This window comes from Sporosarcina sp. FSL K6-3457, assembly GCF_038007285.1.
GTDB lineage: Bacteria > Bacillota > Bacilli > Bacillales_A > Planococcaceae > Sporosarcina.
In genome coordinates this window covers 2,062,167-2,079,322 of sequence record NZ_JBBOWX010000001.1, presented here as the reverse complement: position 1 = coordinate 2,079,322, position 17,156 = coordinate 2,062,167, and the positions used below count along the sequence as shown (strand labels likewise).

Below are 17,156 nucleotides of genomic sequence, written 5' to 3'. Positions count from 1 at the left end.
ACCCCGCTTCCATTTGATGAAAACTAGCGCCCTTATCTTCTTTACTTACTCAACCTCATAAAACCCTTCTGGCCACTCTAATTCAAATCCATCTCTTCTCAGAGAATCTTGAAATGTTGTTAGCAATTGCCTATTTCCCCTAACTACTTTCGGTTCCGTCTCATTTTTCAGACAAAATGCAACTAGTGACCCGCATGCTTCACCTATATTCCACTCGGTTGGCTGAAGGCGATAGCAGCCATTTGTGATATGTGTTGTTCCAATATTTTTACTGCCTGCCAGTAGATTGGCGGTGTCTTTTGGGATTAGCGCACCTAATGGGATATGGAAGGGTAAAGCTGGTATATCCAGATAGGTTCTTCCCGTCATACTTGGATGCAGATCAATACTATATGAACCTATCCCAATCCGATCAATATAAAACTTCCCTGTTTTCCCTTTATTAAAATCAGGAGAAACATCTTGCTCTACGATTGTATACTCCGCTTTTATTCGCCTGGATTCTCGAATATAAGGTGCTTTTGCCACCCCGTCTTCCGTTGCAAATAAATCCTTGCGAAGTTGTAACCCTGGATACCCTTTGCCACCATCCGGCCTAGGCGCTTCCGTTTGCAACCAATAAAGAAGTGATAAGCTTAGCTGCTTTGCTTGAAAAATATTTTTCACCTTGTCAGCCTCGGGTACATCATAAATATTTCCTAAAAAATAATCATTTTGCGGCCAATTCATTAAGCTGACATCGCCGGCATTCACCGCTGTATTAAATTGTTGCCTATCAAAGATACGTCGGTATTCCCAAAGAGGAAAGCCTGTTGCTTCACGGAAAAGCGTATATTGCCTTTTCTCTTTTGTAATGGGATGTGGCGCAAAAAAACTTAAATAGTTATCTGGCCAAATAGATGGATGAAACTCTTTCCAAAAAGCGTACATTTCTGGCTCCGGAATCGTATGATTTTCTCCTGGTCGATATTCCATCCCGAGTACATATGTAAATGCTTGAATATCATTCGAGTCCGAGATTTCCCGTGCATGCGGTTCGTTCGTATCCGCTTTTGCTTCTGCACCCTTGACATAATCGATATCGGCTAATGGCAATAGATCCCCTGTTTCTGTTGCATCAATGAAGTAAGGCGCATGAACCGCTTCTTCTTGTCCTGTTCTTGTATTTTTGTACGTAACGCCAGTGACTGTTCTCCCAACCTTTTTCACTGAAGTAGCCACCGCGTTTAACTTAATCATCAGTTGACCTGTTATGACATATGGCATAAGCATTTCCTGTAGAACATGTAAACTCACTCGCGGATCATGGCAAATGCTACTGACCAATCCAGTCCCAGGATTAAACGGTGTTATATTCGTTTTCACATCCATTATTCGTAAATAAGTTTCGCGTACTTTTTGACGATACGTCCGATACCTCCGCGTTGACCCAAATTGTTCAATCCACTGATGCTCATCAGGTGGCACACCTTGCGCAGTCACTTGACCACCAATCCAGTCGGTTTCTTCCGTTAACAATACATGTAAACCACTGTCACAGGCTGACAATGCAGCTGCACAACCACCGAGTCCACCGCCGATAATAACAACATCCTTCTTCAGCATCTCCATTTATAAATAAACTTCTTTTCCTGTTTTGGCAGATTCATAAACCGCATTCAACATTTTCATCACTTGCACACCATCTGCGACAGGTGCAATCGGCTCTTTCCCTTCTAGACAACAGTCAACGAAATGGTTGATTTCATTTTGAAAGGCTCCTTCAAAGTCAAAACTAAGACTATCAATTTGTGGGGTAATGTTTAAAATCGTATTGTTTTTCTCCGTCACCATTGCTAATTCTGGCTCAATTTCAGCGCCACCTTTTTCACCAAACAATTTAACAAATAATTCATCTTTTTTAGCATGAAGTGTAAAGCTAACGTCAACATATAAAGATGCTCCATTATCAAAACGAATAAGCGCATTCGCCAAATCCTCTACATTATTGATTGTTGGATTATAATCAGCTGCTTTGTAGAAAGTTAAATTTTCAATATGACTGCGATTGCCTAGTCTTGAATACGTATTTCCGCTAACGGAAACAGGTCGTGGTTTACCCATCAAATACCAGCAGATATCAATCATATGCACACCCAAATCAATAAGTGGTCCTCCACCCGATTTCTCTTGATCACTAAACCAGCCTCCCGGATTACCGAGTCGTCGTAAGCAGGAAGCTTTAGCATAGTAAATTTCACCAAATTCATCCTGATCTATAAATCGCTTGAGCAGTTTTGTATTATCTCCATGCCGCCTGACAAAACCAACTTGCAATATCTTTCCTGATTTCTTAACTGCTACTTCGACAGCTAATGCTTGTTCGACTGTCATACTTAACGGTTTCTCAACCAACACATGCTTTCCTGCTTCTAATGCTGCAATGGCAATCTCTGCATGCGTATTGTTCCACGTACAAATGCTCACCGCATCAATTTCCTCATTCTTCAACAGTTCCGCGTAGTTGCTATACAATTTCGTGATACCATAGCGCTTACCTACTTCAGTAAGACGCTGCTCATTACTATCGCATAACGCAATGAGCTCTACTCTATCGCTTGCTACATACGGTTTAATATGAAACTCTGAAATAGAGCCTCCTCCAATAACACCCACTTTTAACATCTCCAGCACTCCTATCTAGTAGATCGTCAATAAGTAATAATCTTCGTTAATGCAGTTGACTTTTTTTGAATCAACTCATCATATGCAGCTGGCGCATCATGAAAACCAACTTCATCGGTTAAAAAAGCTTGAACATCAATGCGCTTATCATGAACTAACCGTAAATATTCTGCTACATTACGCCCTTCTGTCCAACGCACATAGCCGTATGGGTAATCGATTGCTTGTTTCTCATACACTTGGTCATATCGCCCCGGACCACCCGCACGTGAAATCAAAATTTGAGCTTCCTTTCCAAACAGTAACTCTCGAGGGAAATCAGGTTCAATATCACCGACAATCACTACCTTACCTTGAGAACGAATCCACTCTAAGCTTTGATGAGTCAATGCTGAACGCTTGCCACCTGCGCATAACAGAACTGCATCTGCCCCATGATTGTTCGTGCATTTCGCTATTTCACTTTCCATCTCCGCAAGAGTAGAAAAGGAACGAATAGTCCCTTTATCTCGAAGCATCGCTACCCGCTCTGCTTGAACATCAAAGGCCACAACGTCATATGCAGCGGCTTCGGCTATTTTTGCAATCATTTGTCCAAGCAATCCCAAGCCAACAACGACAACTGTTTCCCCAAACTCTAGCTTAGCAATCCGTAGTGCGTGAATCGCAATTGCGCCAATTCCTGCTAAGGCAGCTTCCTTCGGTTCTACACCAGCAGGAACCTTTGCACATAATGTAATAGGTACTACTAAAAATTCACAATGCCCGACATAAGGTGCTCCGTAACAAGCCACAGTATCGCCGACTTGATAATCTTCTACACCTTCCCCACACTCCATCACAATCCCCACTGCACTATAGCCTAAAGTGATTTCTCGATTGTCACTCGCTCCAATCAAACTTAGTTCAGTCCCGGGTGAAATAGCCGAATGTAACGTCTTTATTACTAGATAGGAAGGCTTAATTGTTGGCTTTATCCCTTCCGCAATATGAACTTTTTGACCTGTTGCAACAATGGATTTCATATCATCCGCTCCTCACTCACTAAACCATTTGGCTAAGTTTTCTTTGACAAATGCATCATCATGCAAATGCGGATAATCCGAATACACACGATTGATCTCTTCCAGTTGATTCGGACTTAATGTTTCCTTATCTAGCAAACACCAACGTCCTTTTAGCAGCCCTTGTCTTGCCAATACTTCATTAATCCCTGCGATACTACCTTTAAATTGGTTATTCGGATCAAAAAAAGCTGCATTCGCATCGGTTATTTCTTGCCCCAATGTTAATAATTCACTGGGAATCAAACCTGTGGAGCGGACGTCTTTTATTTGTTGAAAAAGATCCACTGTCGTCTTCGTCCATACTGACCAATGCCCTAGTAGTCCACCAACAATTTGTTTTTCCACCTTTTCGCCGTTGACAGCAATGCGATAGGTCGTTAGTAAATCACTTACAATATTGTCATCATTACCTGTATAAATCGCAATCTCTTCATTTCTTGATGAATGGCACACCGCCCGTATGACATCGAGGGTTTGATAACGATTAAAAGGTGCAATTTTTATGCCATGTATATTCGGGATATCCGCCAACTGCCGCCAAAAGTCATAGGATAACATGCGCCCGCCTACTGCCGGTTGTAAATAAAATCCGATAACAGGCATAATCTCCGCAATTTTCTTAGTTCGGGTCAACAACTCTTGCTCGGAAGCATTTTGCAAACCGCCCATACTCAACAATCCGAGGTTGTAACCAATCGATTTGATAAATTTAGCCTCTTCAATTGCTTGTTCAATCGGCCCACTAATACCACCAATTTTGATAAACGAATCAGCAACTTGTGCCCTTTCCATCTCTTCCATCGCAAGGATTAAGACTTTTTCAAATAAATTAAACTGCGGATCACGAATTTCAAATTGAGTCGTATGAACGCCAACCGCAATTCCACATGCCCCTGCATCTATATAATAACGAGTAAGTGCACGCTGACCGACCTCATCCAATTGACGATTTTCTGTCAACGCAAGTGGATGCGCTGGAATGACCGCTCCTTCGTGTAATTGTTTTTTCACAGTAGGATTCAACATTTAAAATGCTCCTTTGCGCTCTTGAAAATGAGTCGGTTTATTATACGTTTCACCATCATTGGCTAGCCACTCTGCCGTCATATCAATCATTTGTTGAAGGGTTACTCTTGGATAACCGAACAATTGATGTGCTTTGGAAGCATTGTTTAATAATGCTGTTGGCTGTTCTTCATTGATAAAATGAGGTTTCTTATCAAATCGAACCCCAAATTCCTCTGCTAACCAGCGGACTGAAATCGTTTCGGGGCCAGTGACATTTAGGATTCGGGGCGGTGTATCACAATGTAGTAATGATCGCACAGCATATTCATTCGCATCCCCTTGCCAAATTACGTTGACACTTCCCATTGTTAAATCAATGGCCTTCTCTTCTAACACATGCCGAGCGATTTCTAATAATACGCCATATCTCATGTCAATCGCATAATTCAGTCTGAATAGGAGCATAGGCGTATCATTATTACGTGAAAAGTTTGTCAGGACTCTCTCTCTTCCCAAACAAGATTGCGCATACTCTCCAATCGGACTCGGTTCTGTTTCTTCCGAGCAATTGCCATTTACTACATCCGTTAGTGGATACACATTCCCCGATGAAAATGCAACAATCCGAGAGTTTTTAAACTTATCTGCAATTCTGCCAGGTAAATAGGCATTCATCGCCCATGTAAAATGCTCGTTACCAGCGGTTCCAAATTTATTACCAGCCATAAAAATCACATTTTTCACTTTTGGCAATGATTGGAGCTGTGCATCATTTAATAAATCAACAGCAATAGTTTCAATGCCGAAACTTTCTAATTCTTGTTGTAAACTACCCGATGAAAAACGAGAAACTCCAATGACCTTTTTGTCTAAACCTGCTTGAACAATTGCTCTCTTTGTCATTTTTGCTAATGTCGGCCCCATTTTTCCACCAACACCTAAAATTAAAATATCACCCTCTAGCAATGCAAGATCATTGATCAACTCTGAAGATGGTTTCGTCATAAAGTCCTCAAGTTCTGTAAGCACATTCATTTCATCACTCCTCGTTGTTTTAATATAGAACGATTATCTGATATATCTAAACTATGATTCATTCACATTGTATGTAGACGTTTATTAAAAGACAAGTCTTATTTACGTCTTTTAATCAAGCATTTCTCTTATCTTGCTTCGACGTTATCATTCCTCATTTTTTGACAGAATTACTAGAAGAAAGTATGATAAGCAAAATAGCAGATTAAAAGACAATACTGACAAGGAGGAAACTATTTATGTCCGGAAAAAACCATTTACAAGATGATTCCGATATTAATATCGGAATTATCGGACCAAAAGAGCTTGTCGATCAAACACGGGAAACATTGAAGTCTTTTCCAAACTTTAAACCTGTTTTTCAGATTATCGAATCTAGTAGTCTAATTCCTGAAATAACAAAGGAACTTATGAATGATGTCGAAGTATTAATGTTCACGGAATATCATTCGTACAATAGCGTTAAACAAGTCCTAGATTTCACAATCCCTGTACACCATATGCCACTAATGGGCACTGGACTTTACAGATCATTATTTGTTATTAAAAGTAGATACAGCCTAAAATGCTTATCGATTGATACTGTTGAAAAAAAGTATGTTGAACAAATTTTATCTGAACTTGAAGAAGATCATTATGAACTCCTTGTCTCTAAAAATTTGTCACAAAATACGGTCATTGAAGAAATCGTACAATTCCATGTACATAATTATCAACAACATAACGCAATTGCTCTCACCGGAATTCAGGAAGTTGCTACCCAATTATCAGCTCTCCATATCCCCTATGAATGGGTCACTCCTACACAGCAAGACATGATTGTCTCGTTAGAACGAGCCCTATTGGCCACAAATACGCGAAGAAACAAAGAATCGCAAATTGTCTTCGGTTTAATCAATATCGATAATTTCAAAGGCGTAACTGTTAAATATTCTTCCGAGCATGACGTTCAATTATTAAAATTAAATATTCAACAAATGTTGCTCGATTACATTAAACTGCTGGATGGACATCTTATCAATCTAGGTGGCGAAGAATATTCATTCATTACAACCCGCGGTATTTTTGAACGGGAAACAAGAGGCTATAAATTCATCCCCTTACTTCAGGATGTGAAAAATGAACTCGGAATTACAATTAGCCTTGGTGTTGGCTTTGGACGCACCGCTGCCGAAGCCGGCTATCATGCACGACTAGCCCTCCGCCAATCAAAAGAATTAGGCGGCAATGTTTGCTATATTGTTCGGGAAGATCGAAGTGTGTTAGGTCCGGTCGATATAACGACACATAAACAATATGAACGATACAATTTGGCGATTACCGACCCACATTTATTAGACAAAGCCGAAAAAGCGGGGATGTCCGCTTCCTATATGACAAAATTAATGGCACGTGTTTCAAGGCATAAAAAAATTGAATATACTGCCCAAGAACTAGCCTCCACACTGAACGTGACTATCAGGAGCGCCAACCGAATTTTATTAAAATGGATGGATGCTGAATTGGTTGATATTGTGGGTGAAGAAAAAGTCACGCATAAAGGACGGCCTCGTCGCATTTATCGCCTTAGCTTTATCGAGGACGAGCTAAAATCATAAATACCATGCCACTGGTAAGAAAAGTACTTCTTACCAGTGTTTTTTAATATCTCAAAGATAAATAAGACCTCCAGTCCCTTGAATTTTATTATTTCATCCCAGACATTTGAATGCCTTCTGTAAAATAACGCTGGAAGAATAAGAAAATGAGAAAAGTTGGGATAAAGGACACCGCTGAACCAGCCATTTCAATGCCAAAATTCCCTTCTTTCCCAAGCATTGATGCTAACCCAAGCGTGATCGGAAACATCTTCTCTTGCGTCAAATAAATCAATGGCTGGAACAAATCATTCCAGTTCGAAATAAAGGAAAATGTGCCGACTGTTGCGACGACTGGCACCGCGAGCGGTAAAATAACCTTAAAAAATATTTGAATATCATTCGCACCATCGATATAGGCAGCTTCTTCCAGGTCGTTCGGTATACTTTGTAAAAACTGTCTCACTAAAAAGACGCCCATAATTCCCCATAACTCTGGAACGATCAATGCCCAATATGTATTGATCCAACCGAAATCAGAGAACATAATATACTTTGGGATGATTAATAGCTGTTGCGGAATCATGATAACCGCCATGAAAATCCAAAATATTGTTTCCCGTGCAATAAATTGTTTTTTTGCAAAAATATAACCTAAAACTGCACAAAATAGCATTTGAGTAGCTACTGGGATAACGGTAATAATAACCGAGTTGAGAATCCAGCGTACAAACATGCCATCTCTCATAATATAGATATAGTTTTTCATTGTCGGATCGTCAGGTATCCAAAAAAGAGGATCTAGCTGTGCAAATTGTACATCTTTAAAAGAGCCTAAAATCATGATTGCAAAGGGTAATAGAAAACAGAATCCCAAAATAAATAACGCTATATACGTGATGATTTTTTTTACCATTTGTCAGTCTCCTTTCTATATGCGACCGTCTATTAATAATGGTTGGAGTCCTTGCCCAAGTATTTCCGCTGAACAAGGGAAATCACTAAAATGATTGAAAATAAAACATAAGAAAGTACAGAAGCATAGCTTAAATTCAGGCTAGTAAATCCTTGTTCATACAAATAATAGACAATCGTTGTCGTTGCATAACTTGGCCCGCCGCCTGTTAATAAGTAGGCCGAATCGAAAATTTGAAAGGAACCGATTGTCGTCGTGATTGCTACGTAAAAGTGGATAGGCTTTAATAATGGAAATGTGATATTCCAAAATATTTTCAAAGGCGAAGCGCCATCAATACGTGCTGCCTCATACAATCCTCGATCAATCGATTGAAGTCCTGCAAAATAATAAATCATTGTTGTTCCAGCAACTTTAAAAATACTCAAACCGGCCAACACCGCGAGCGCTTGGCTAGAATTCGATAAAAATAATTGAGGTTCAATCCCTATAAAACTGAGTAGGTAATTAATTAGCCCAGCTTCTGTTCCCCTAAATAACCACCCCCAAATACCCGCAACAATAACAAAGGACGTAACAACAGGTAAGAAGAAAATCCCTTTGAAAAAGCCCGCGAATTTAACCCCCGAATTAATAATGAGCGCAAGGACGAGCCCCAAGGCCATCGTTGGCACAATATAATAGACTGAAAACATGACTGTATTCCAAATAGCCTTCCAAGCTAATTTATCAGTCAACAAATACTTCCAATGTTTGAGGCCTACAAATTCAGGGTCACCAATTACTTTCCAATCCATAAAAGTTAAATAAAAACTTAATAAAAATGGATAAACTTGAAAAATAATAAAATGAATAATAACGGGAATTAAAACAATATAAACAATGGCATTACGCTTCCATTCACGCTTCAACCTCTCCCCAAGTGGTAGTTTACTTTTTTTAGAAGTCAATGCTTTACTCAGTGTACTCACCCCTTCACTTAATTCTATACATTAGTAACAAAGAGCTTGATCGCTAAATGATCAAACTCTTTGCTTGGACTACTTCATTTATTAATTACAGCTTATGCCTTCGTTATTTCATCTTCGACTGAACAGAAGCTGCGGCTGCATCGGCCGCTTCTTGAGGTGTTTTCTTGCCTTCAAGCATTGCTTGAAGCTCAGCCTGAATTAGTGGCATAATTGTTCGTCCCTCAGGATGGATCACCCCAGGCAATGCATATTGCGTGTAACCAGCCAACTGTTCAAGATATTTTTGGTCACCAAAGATATCTTTGGCAGATTCCCGAGTTGGGATATATTGAGTGACTGTATTAAATTTCTTTTGATTTTCTGCATTTGTCATCACTTTGATGAATTCTGCAGCTGCAGCTGGATTATCCGTATTGATTGGCGCTACGAACATACCTGTAGTACCATACGTTAATTGCTCTTTGTTTTTTAGCGGTGGTGCAATGACAAAGTCAAAAAGTTCATTGTTCAATAAACGACTAACTGAAATACCTGAACCTTGAACAGCTAACATCTTTCCACTGTCCCAAATCGCATCATGCTCCATTGCCGTAATTGAATCTGCTGGAATCCAGCCTTCATCATACATTTTCTTAATAAATGTAAATGCTTCTACGCCTGCTTCGTTATTGATCAACACTTCGTTACTATCCGTTACAACATTTCCGCCAGCTTGCCATAGGAATGGATACAATGTTCCGTTCATAGAGCCTCCACCTTGGAAACTTGTTGCATAATAGCCTTTGTCTTTCGCTTTTTGAGCCCATTGCTCAAACTCGGCCCACGTTGCTGGTAATTTTTCTGGGTCTTCACCAATTGCTTTAATAACATCAACATTATAAATATATGTGTACGCTTCTTGTAAAATCGGCAGTCCGTATAACTCATTCTTCCAAGTAGTAGACACCAATGCTGTATCGACGAAGTCATCAATGTCAAAGCCTTCTAAATAAGGATCTAGCGCTAATAGCATCCCTGCGTCCGCATACTGTGGCATTTGGTCAGGAATCACATAGAACACATCCGGACCATTGTTCGCAGCTAGTGCTGTCAGTACTTTTTGATCACGGTTTGCCCATGGAATTTGTTCAAAGTTTACTTTTACTCCCTTTTGGTCTTCATAAGAAGCAATAATTTCTTTCCACATAGCCCCTTCTATTTCCTGGTCACCTGTGAAAGGATGTGCCCAAACAGTAATTTCCCCAGACAAGCTTTCTTCTTTCGCAACATCCTCTTGACCTTGTTCTTCTACCTCGCCTGTTTCTACCGGCTCAGTCGCCCCATCGTCCTTTGTCCCTGTATCGTCTGCACTACACCCTACAATCAAAGCCCCAAGCAAAACGAGTACTAGAAAAAACCAAAACTTTTTCATCAACATAACCCCTCTCTACTGTTATGAATATGACTACTTTCAATCTGTTGAACTAGTATTATATGACTTGCACCTCCCTAACTATTCGGCAACTTTGTTGTTTTGATTTTTCACACTATGTTTTTAAACATTGGTACCGCCCCATTGAAAGCGCTATCACTTATAACAATCTCCACTTCAAATGACAGCTTACTCAATACATAAAAACTACTGAATTATCGAATTACTTGTTTTCAGAGTACATTATTCTTTATCAAGAGACAAGTCTCTAAAGCGTCTTTAATTAGAGACTAGCTATCATTCATTTGGTAAACACCTTCCTTTTCCGCAAATTATGTAGTTGCAATTTCAGTCATTTTCAATATATAGTTAATTTTGAGAGGTGAGAGATTTGGTTGGTTAGGAGAAGTTTAATAGAATAGCTTATAAAATGATTGAATTGGCTTATATCAATGTGCTCTGGATACTATTTTCGAGCATTGGATTGATTATATTCGGTATCTTTCCAGCAACAGCGGCTATGTTTTCAGTTGTTGGTAAATTGATTAAAAACGAAGAAAGCATTAAAATATTTCCTGCTTATTGGACATCATTTCGCTCTTACTTTTTACAAGCAAATGGTTTCGGATTGATTTTTTTACTTATTGCCTACTTCTTTTATTTTGATTTTTATTTCTTGCAATTGAATAGTGGAAAATTAGTGTTTCTATACCCTGTCTTAATTTTTATACTGATTTCAGGTATTGCCACATTGTTATTTTTCTTTCCTGTCTATACACATTTCGACTTGAAGTTCTTTCAGTATTTCAAACAGTCCTTTTTCATCGCTATTACATCACCCCTCGAAGTGATTGCTATTGGCGCTGTAGCTGGAATCATCTTCCTCATTACAACCATCCTTCCTGGGATTATTCCACTATTCACCGGAAGCGTCTTTGCATATGCGGCGACCTACATTAGTTTCAGGGCATTTGCACGGATCAAGAGACGGCAAAGCATATGACCATACACAAAAAATAACCTCATTGTCTGTACTTTAAACAGTACAGACAATGAGGCTATTTACATATAGCAGATTTCTTCACATAAACCACGGCATGCATAATCTGAAAAAATATAGTAAAATAAATGTTTGTGGACTTGCGCTCTACTTTGCGTCTATAGATTCCTTTCTGAAACTGAGGTGAAAGAACATGAACTCCATATGGGGCAAACGTTTGAAAGAGTATTACAGTGAAATCATTCGTTATTTTTCAATCATTACGATGAGTGTTGTCTATTCACTTATAATATTCGGAGCTGTTTTTCTTTATTATTATATAAAATTTCTTCAATGGATACCTGTGTCTTTTCCAACTGAACTCATCGCAGCACTTGTTATTGCTTTATTTTTCCTAACAACAGGGATTCGAACATTTTTGAAACAAGCGGACGTCATCTTTTTAATGCCCGCTGAGGCGAGATTATCTCCCTATTTCAGAAAATCAATGATCTATAGTGCAAGTATTCACGCCATGCAGTTGGGACCTTTACTAATGATTACCAGTCCAATGTTTCACTTGAATACGACTGTAATGATTATTTCCTTGGGCTTAATCATCTTAAATATTCGCCTTATATGGGTCGAGCAATGGCTAGCCACCCCATTACAATTGGTCATTCATAAAGTGATTCGCTTTTTATTATTCAGCACCATTCTCTATTTGCTATTTGTCGGTAGTTGGCTAATTGCAGGAAGTCTATTAATGATTACTCTCGTGCTTTGGTTTTATGTAATAAATGATAAAACAACAGGAGTCAATTGGGATTTTCTAATACATCGCGAGGAAAAGGTTTTAGAAAAGATATACAAATTTATTCACCTATATATTGATGTTCCCCAACTTACATATGCATTCAAACCCCGTATGTTGTTGAGCTGGATTATCAAAAGAGTTATTTTTTATCAACAAGCTTCTGCTTACACATACTTATTTGCCCATTTATTTGTTCGGTACAATGAATTTTATTATTTATATATACGACTCACTATCATCGGTTGTACGATTATCTATTTCGTGCCTACTTACGGCTGGCTAATCATTTTTCCAATACTATTTTTCACTTACTATCAGCTATTGCCTTTACAGCATTCACTCAACGACCATTCTCATACATATCCGATTTCCACGACCATGAAGAATAAATCTTTCAAAAAATTTCTATTAAGCCTGTTGATTTTGCAATCGGTGTTGCTGACAGTAGCTCTATTTGCCCATCATATCGTGTAAAATTTGTTTCCAAAATATATCGCAAACTTCATGTATAATGTAATCATACGAACTATGCTTATGAGTTAGGATGTGATTCCTTGAACAACAACGAACAGGAAGAAATAGACGATGATGAGCTACAAGACCTTGTGCTAGAGGCGCAACGGCAGGCGCTTGCCAATGCTGACCAAGAACAGCACAAGCCCAAACACCCTTTTCCTAAATGGCTGTTCTGGCTCATTGCAAGTATGTTAACCTTTAATACTTTTGCAGTGATTTTTGAAGTCTATTCAATTCCAGCGATTGAATTCGTAAAGACCTCTGCGAGATTATCAGCACAAGACGATATTGCCGCCTATAAAAAATCCGTCGTCGTCATTACAACCGCTGATAGTAAAGGCACGGGATTCGCCATTTCTAGTGACGGAACCCTTTTAACAAATAATCATGTTATCGAAGGAAATAGCAAGGTAACAGTCTCCTTCCCAGGTAAAGGGTTGTTTACTGCCAATGTTATCGATACATACCCATCTATTGACCTCGCTGTATTGCAAATAGATGGAGAAGACTTGCCCTATTTGGAACTCGCCGACCAGGCAACATTTACAGACGACGAGCCCGTCTATTTTATCGGTAATCCGTTAAAATTCACAAGCATTGCCAATGAGGGAACCGTTATTGATTATCTTCAGTTAAGCGATTGGGATGAACCTGTCGTGATGATGAAAGCACCCGTTTATCGTGGCAATAGTGGAAGTCCTGTCTTGAATCATGATGGCCAAGTGATCGGGGTTGTATTTGCTACATTAGATCATGAAACGTATGGCAAGGTTGGACTTTTTGTACCGATTGATGCTTATTATCAAAAACAAGCAGATGAATAAGTAGACAAGAGACTACTCACGATGAGCAGTCTCTTGTCTACTTTCACAACTCACTTATTATCCTGTTTCATTTCTACACTAATATTTTGCCGCCCTATCTTACGTCCCATCGGAACAACAATCAGGATACTACTAACCAACATTGACAATCCTACAGACAAAATCAGCCAACCATTCACTGCATAACCACCCATATCAATCAATGAAATAACAAACGATAACAGCAAGCCGCATACTCCGCCAAACAGCAACCCAATGAGCACATACAATACAACTTGTGTAACCATGATTTGTACAATCCCCCAAGGCCTAACGCCAATCGTTCGTAACACTGCGAACTCTTTGCGTTTTGAATAGAGAGTATTCATAAGTGTATTGCCTACTCCTACCATAACCGCAAGCACAAGTGCTAGTAAGACCACTATGAAAATAGACCAACGCTGCACAAACATTTCCTTCGCTTCTTCAGATGCCTTTGCATGTGTATGAATTTGCAACGCAGGATACTGACTTTTATACTGTTCAAGCACTGAAATCGTTGTCTCTTCATTTTCCGCTTGGACATACAATCTATCAAACGGAATAAATTCAGGATATAGCCCCTGTACTTGCCAATCAAAGACAACATCTGCCTGAAAAGTTGTGTCGGCAATTTGCCCAACGACAATCGTTGCCGTATAGTCCATTCTTTGCTTGTCAAACAAGTACATCCCTATGTCAAAAGTATCTCCAATCGCTACACGATGATCTTTCGCAAACTGTGGTGAAATAATCACCGTTTGCTCTGTAAACTCCCTGATTGTAGGCACTAAACCCATGCGTTCCAAACCTTTCACATTTGCCAACACATAATCATAGACAATTGGTTGCCCCCGAAACAACAATTCAGTACCATAAAGATGACTCACTGCACTTACCTCGACAGCCGGAAGCGCCGCCCGTATTTCCTCACTCAATCTTACACCATCGATCTCCGACTCATAGATTCGGCTTTTCACTACAATTGACGTAGAAAATTGGCTATCGATATACTTCACATTATTGTGCTGAATTGTCGTCATGAGAACAGATCCAACAACCGTAATCATCATTAACACACTAATTGACAGCATGACAAAAGTATTCTGTCTAACTTGTGGAATAAAATTTTGTACAGCTATATACGCTTCTGTCCCACATACCCTTTTTATGAACGGGAGTATGAATCTAATAACCGGCACAATGTAGACAGGAAATAGCGTAAAAAGCGAAGCGAGCAACAGTAGCGCGCCTAGTAAGATCGGCAACGCCTGTACATCTTCATTCACACCGTACATCCCCAGCAATAAGATGCAAATGGCCACAAACAGTAAGAGCTTGCCTATTTTCCGATGACCCGCTCGATGACCAAAATCAATTTTTTCATTCGCTTGCATCATCATAAGTGGTAACATTTTGGTTGATTTATACACAGGGATACTTAGAAAAAGTTGAACGATAATTGCACTCATTACAACAACTATCAAGGCGACTCCTACATTAAATGTCGCCACCTTATGTTCAAATGAAAGTAACCTTTCCAATAAAGGCTGGACAAACTGATGAGCTAACATGGCAAGGAACAAACCACAAGTCGTTCCTAGTATATTAATCAGAGCACTTTGCACCCAGACGATTTTAGCAATTTGCTTCGTTTTCGCTCCCATTGCTCGCATAATCGCAAGTTGATTTCTATTTTTATACATGAATAACTCAAAATTCGATAAGACCATCAACGATGTCACAAGCAAAACAAGCACTGACATGACAACTATAAATAAAGCTAATGAATTCATATTCTGTTCCACGAATTCCTCTTGTTCCATTACATCGACACGTAAATTCCCATGAAACTCTTTCAAATCAACCGCCATTGCCAAGACATCTACATCTTTTTTAGCTTTGATCATCAAGGCAGTCGTTTCAAATTTACTAAAATGGTTTCCATGATTTTTGAATGATTTTGCCGTATCTAGCACGAAAATCAAAATATCTGGTGCCATTGCTGTCCCTTTTGCATTCGTAATGATCTCAATAATAGAAAACGTTCTATTTTCAATGACGATTGGATCTCCAACAGTTACTTGTAATGCTTCTGCTAATGCTGCTGTCATAATGACCGAGTTATCTTCCAACTTTGCTGTTGTTTTATATCTACTTTGTGCGAGTGGGTCGTTTTCAATGCCCACCGTATAGACTTCACCTACAAGTTTCTCAACAAAAGCCTGTGTCACCAACACTTCCGTAATTGCATCTGTCCCCGGATGATTTGCGGCCAACTCATATAATAACTGTTCATTTTGAATTGGTTGATTATCATCATAAACAACAGCCACATCAAATTCACCGTATAACGCCTTCATTTCCTCTTGTAGTGTTTGTTTGGCATTCGTCGAAAAAACCGCCAATGTAATGACAAGTGACACAGCAATGGCAATACTCGCAACAGAAGTGAAAACAATAAATGGATGTGTCTGAAATAAACGCAGAGCTATGCGATTTAATGATTTCATATGGATTGTCCTGTTAAAATCTGTTGGAAGATATGCATAATAGCATCCATATCATCTATCCCCGAACAACTATATTCATTTACAATTTCACCATCATGAAAAAATAGCACACGGTCTGCATAAGTTGCCACAATTGGATCATGCGTCACCATCAACATACTTTGGTTAAACTTGTTTTTCATTCCCGTCAAGACACGCAAAATATCCTTTGAGGTGTTTGTATCTAAATTTCCGGTCAATTCATCCGCCAGAACAAGCGGAGGCTGTGTAATCAGTGCACGACCAATCGCAACTCGTTGTTGCTGTCCACCAGAAAGTTGAATCGGGCGATGATGCTTCCAATCCTCCAAGCCCATTAAGTACAGCATTTCTCCTACCTTCCGTGTAATCGTCGCTTGAGATTGTTCTTTTAATAACAGCGGAAGTGCGATATTCTCTTCTATCGTCAAATCTTTCAATAAATTATATGACTGAAAAATGAAGCCAATCATATCACGACGATAATCTGTCGCTCGCGGTTCTTTAAACATATTTTTTGAATACTGACCATTCACCGTAATCTTGCCAGTATCCGGTTCGTCTAAAGCTGCTAATACATGTAGGAGCGTGCTCTTCCCTGAGCCACTCGTTCCCATAATCGCAATAAGTTCCCCTCTTTTTAATGTGAAAGAAATATCTTTCAGCGCCTGTACTGGATTGCCTGCTATTTTATACGTTTTTGAAACATTCTCAACCGACAGCATGATTCCCATCTCTTCTCCTCCAACTCGCAGAGCATTTCATTAGCTTAAGCATACTGCGTAGAAAAAGAGCCATCCATAGATTGGACGAACAAAAAGC

14 protein-coding genes are annotated in these 17,156 nt (G+C 39.3%); 4 read left to right on the top strand and 10 right to left on the bottom strand.

Annotated elements, in window-relative coordinates; genetic code table 11:
• Window positions 1-45 precede the first annotated feature (45 nt).
• The 5 genes from N1I80_RS09815 to N1I80_RS09795 are packed head-to-tail and all read right to left on the bottom strand — an operon-like array spanning window position 46 to window position 5,774.
• Window positions 46-1,611, bottom strand: a complete 1,566-nt coding sequence (locus N1I80_RS09815) for an FAD-dependent oxidoreductase (RefSeq protein WP_340737697.1) — start codon at window positions 1,609-1,611, stop codon at window positions 46-48.
• Window positions 1,612-2,664 carry a Gfo/Idh/MocA family protein gene (locus N1I80_RS09810; protein ID WP_340737696.1) on the bottom strand — a complete coding sequence of 351 codons (1,053 nt, stop codon included), beginning with the start codon at window positions 2,662-2,664 and terminating at the stop codon, window positions 1,612-1,614.
• A gap of 26 nt (window positions 2,665-2,690) precedes the next feature.
• Window positions 2,691-3,689: a zinc-dependent alcohol dehydrogenase gene (locus N1I80_RS09805; protein ID WP_340737695.1), complete on the bottom strand. Its 999-nt coding sequence runs from the start codon at window positions 3,687-3,689 to the stop codon at window positions 2,691-2,693.
• A gap of 12 nt (window positions 3,690-3,701) precedes the next feature.
• A complete protein-coding gene (locus N1I80_RS09800; RefSeq protein WP_340737694.1) occupies window positions 3,702-4,757 on the bottom strand; it encodes a dihydrodipicolinate synthase family protein in 1,056 nt (351 codons plus the stop codon).
• Window positions 4,758-5,774 carry an NAD-dependent epimerase/dehydratase family protein gene (locus N1I80_RS09795; protein ID WP_340737693.1) on the bottom strand — a complete coding sequence of 339 codons (1,017 nt, stop codon included), beginning with the start codon at window positions 5,772-5,774 and terminating at the stop codon, window positions 4,758-4,760.
• Window positions 5,775-6,013: 239 nt separating this feature from the next.
• Here N1I80_RS09795 and N1I80_RS09790 point away from each other — a divergent pair, with 239 nt between their 5' ends.
• Entirely contained in the window at window positions 6,014-7,372 is a 1,359-nt protein-coding gene (locus N1I80_RS09790; RefSeq protein WP_340737692.1) for a hypothetical protein, read from the top strand.
• An 88-nt stretch (window positions 7,373-7,460) separates the two neighbouring features.
• Here N1I80_RS09790 and N1I80_RS09785 read toward each other — a convergent pair whose 3' ends face one another.
• The 3 genes from N1I80_RS09785 to N1I80_RS09775 form a co-directional block, all read right to left on the bottom strand.
• Window positions 7,461-8,267: a carbohydrate ABC transporter permease gene (locus N1I80_RS09785; RefSeq protein WP_340737691.1), complete on the bottom strand. Its 807-nt coding sequence runs from the start codon at window positions 8,265-8,267 to the stop codon at window positions 7,461-7,463.
• A gap of 32 nt (window positions 8,268-8,299) precedes the next feature.
• The gene (locus N1I80_RS09780) at window positions 8,300-9,217 is read right to left on the bottom strand and encodes a carbohydrate ABC transporter permease (RefSeq protein ID WP_340740015.1); all 918 of its coding nucleotides are present in this window, start codon (window positions 9,215-9,217) and stop codon (window positions 8,300-8,302) included.
• A 124-nt stretch (window positions 9,218-9,341) separates the two neighbouring features.
• Window positions 9,342-10,649 carry a sugar ABC transporter substrate-binding protein gene (locus N1I80_RS09775; protein WP_340737690.1) on the bottom strand — a complete coding sequence of 436 codons (1,308 nt, stop codon included), beginning with the start codon at window positions 10,647-10,649 and terminating at the stop codon, window positions 9,342-9,344.
• A gap of 430 nt (window positions 10,650-11,079) precedes the next feature.
• Between N1I80_RS09775 and N1I80_RS09770 the strand changes: the two genes are divergently transcribed.
• The 3 genes from N1I80_RS09770 (at window position 11,080) to N1I80_RS09760 (ending at window position 13,785) form a co-directional block, all read left to right on the top strand.
• Window positions 11,080-11,652 carry a YesL family protein gene (locus N1I80_RS09770; RefSeq protein WP_340737689.1) on the top strand — a complete coding sequence of 191 codons (573 nt, stop codon included), beginning with the start codon at window positions 11,080-11,082 and terminating at the stop codon, window positions 11,650-11,652.
• 190 nt (window positions 11,653-11,842) lie between these two features.
• The gene (locus tag N1I80_RS09765; RefSeq protein WP_340737688.1) at window positions 11,843-12,919 is read left to right on the top strand and encodes an ABC transporter permease; all 1,077 of its coding nucleotides are present in this window, start codon (window positions 11,843-11,845) and stop codon (window positions 12,917-12,919) included.
• A gap of 80 nt (window positions 12,920-12,999) precedes the next feature.
• Complete coding sequence (locus tag N1I80_RS09760) at window positions 13,000-13,785, top strand: S1C family serine protease (protein WP_340737687.1); 786 nt, start codon at window positions 13,000-13,002, stop codon at window positions 13,783-13,785.
• A 50-nt stretch (window positions 13,786-13,835) separates the two neighbouring features.
• Here N1I80_RS09760 and N1I80_RS09755 read toward each other — a convergent pair whose 3' ends face one another.
• Both N1I80_RS09755 and N1I80_RS09750 read right to left on the bottom strand, forming a co-directional pair.
• Complete coding sequence (locus N1I80_RS09755) at window positions 13,836-16,316, bottom strand: FtsX-like permease family protein (protein ID WP_340737686.1); 2,481 nt, start codon at window positions 16,314-16,316, stop codon at window positions 13,836-13,838.
• Complete coding sequence (locus tag N1I80_RS09750; protein ID WP_340740014.1) at window positions 16,313-17,059, bottom strand: ABC transporter ATP-binding protein; 747 nt, start codon at window positions 17,057-17,059, stop codon at window positions 16,313-16,315. The genes N1I80_RS09755 and N1I80_RS09750 overlap by 4 nt, the downstream gene beginning before the upstream one ends.
• Between the last annotated feature and the right edge of the window lie 97 nt (window positions 17,060-17,156).

Coding starts and splice junctions, on each gene's coding strand:
- N1I80_RS09815 (WP_340737697.1), bottom strand. CDS start 1,611: ATGGAGATGCTGAAGAAGGATGTTGTTATTATCGGCGGTGGACTCGGT.
- N1I80_RS09810 (WP_340737696.1), bottom strand. CDS start 2,664: ATGTTAAAAGTGGGTGTTATTGGAGGAGGCTCTATTTCAGAGTTTCAT.
- N1I80_RS09805 (WP_340737695.1), bottom strand. CDS start 3,689: ATGAAATCCATTGTTGCAACAGGTCAAAAAGTTCATATTGCGGAAGGG.
- N1I80_RS09800 (WP_340737694.1), bottom strand. CDS start 4,757: ATGTTGAATCCTACTGTGAAAAAACAATTACACGAAGGAGCGGTCATT.
- N1I80_RS09795 (WP_340737693.1), bottom strand. CDS start 5,774: ATGAATGTGCTTACAGAACTTGAGGACTTTATGACGAAACCATCTTCA.
- N1I80_RS09790 (WP_340737692.1), top strand. CDS start 6,014: ATGTCCGGAAAAAACCATTTACAAGATGATTCCGATATTAATATCGGA.
- N1I80_RS09785 (WP_340737691.1), bottom strand. CDS start 8,267: ATGGTAAAAAAAATCATCACGTATATAGCGTTATTTATTTTGGGATTC.
- N1I80_RS09775 (WP_340737690.1), bottom strand. CDS start 10,649: ATGAAAAAGTTTTGGTTTTTTCTAGTACTCGTTTTGCTTGGGGCTTTG.
- N1I80_RS09770 (WP_340737689.1), top strand. CDS start 11,080: ATGATTGAATTGGCTTATATCAATGTGCTCTGGATACTATTTTCGAGC.
- N1I80_RS09765 (WP_340737688.1), top strand. CDS start 11,843: ATGAACTCCATATGGGGCAAACGTTTGAAAGAGTATTACAGTGAAATC.
- N1I80_RS09755 (WP_340737686.1), bottom strand. CDS start 16,316: ATGAAATCATTAAATCGCATAGCTCTGCGTTTATTTCAGACACATCCA.
- N1I80_RS09750 (WP_340740014.1), bottom strand. CDS start 17,059: ATGCTGTCGGTTGAGAATGTTTCAAAAACGTATAAAATAGCAGGCAAT.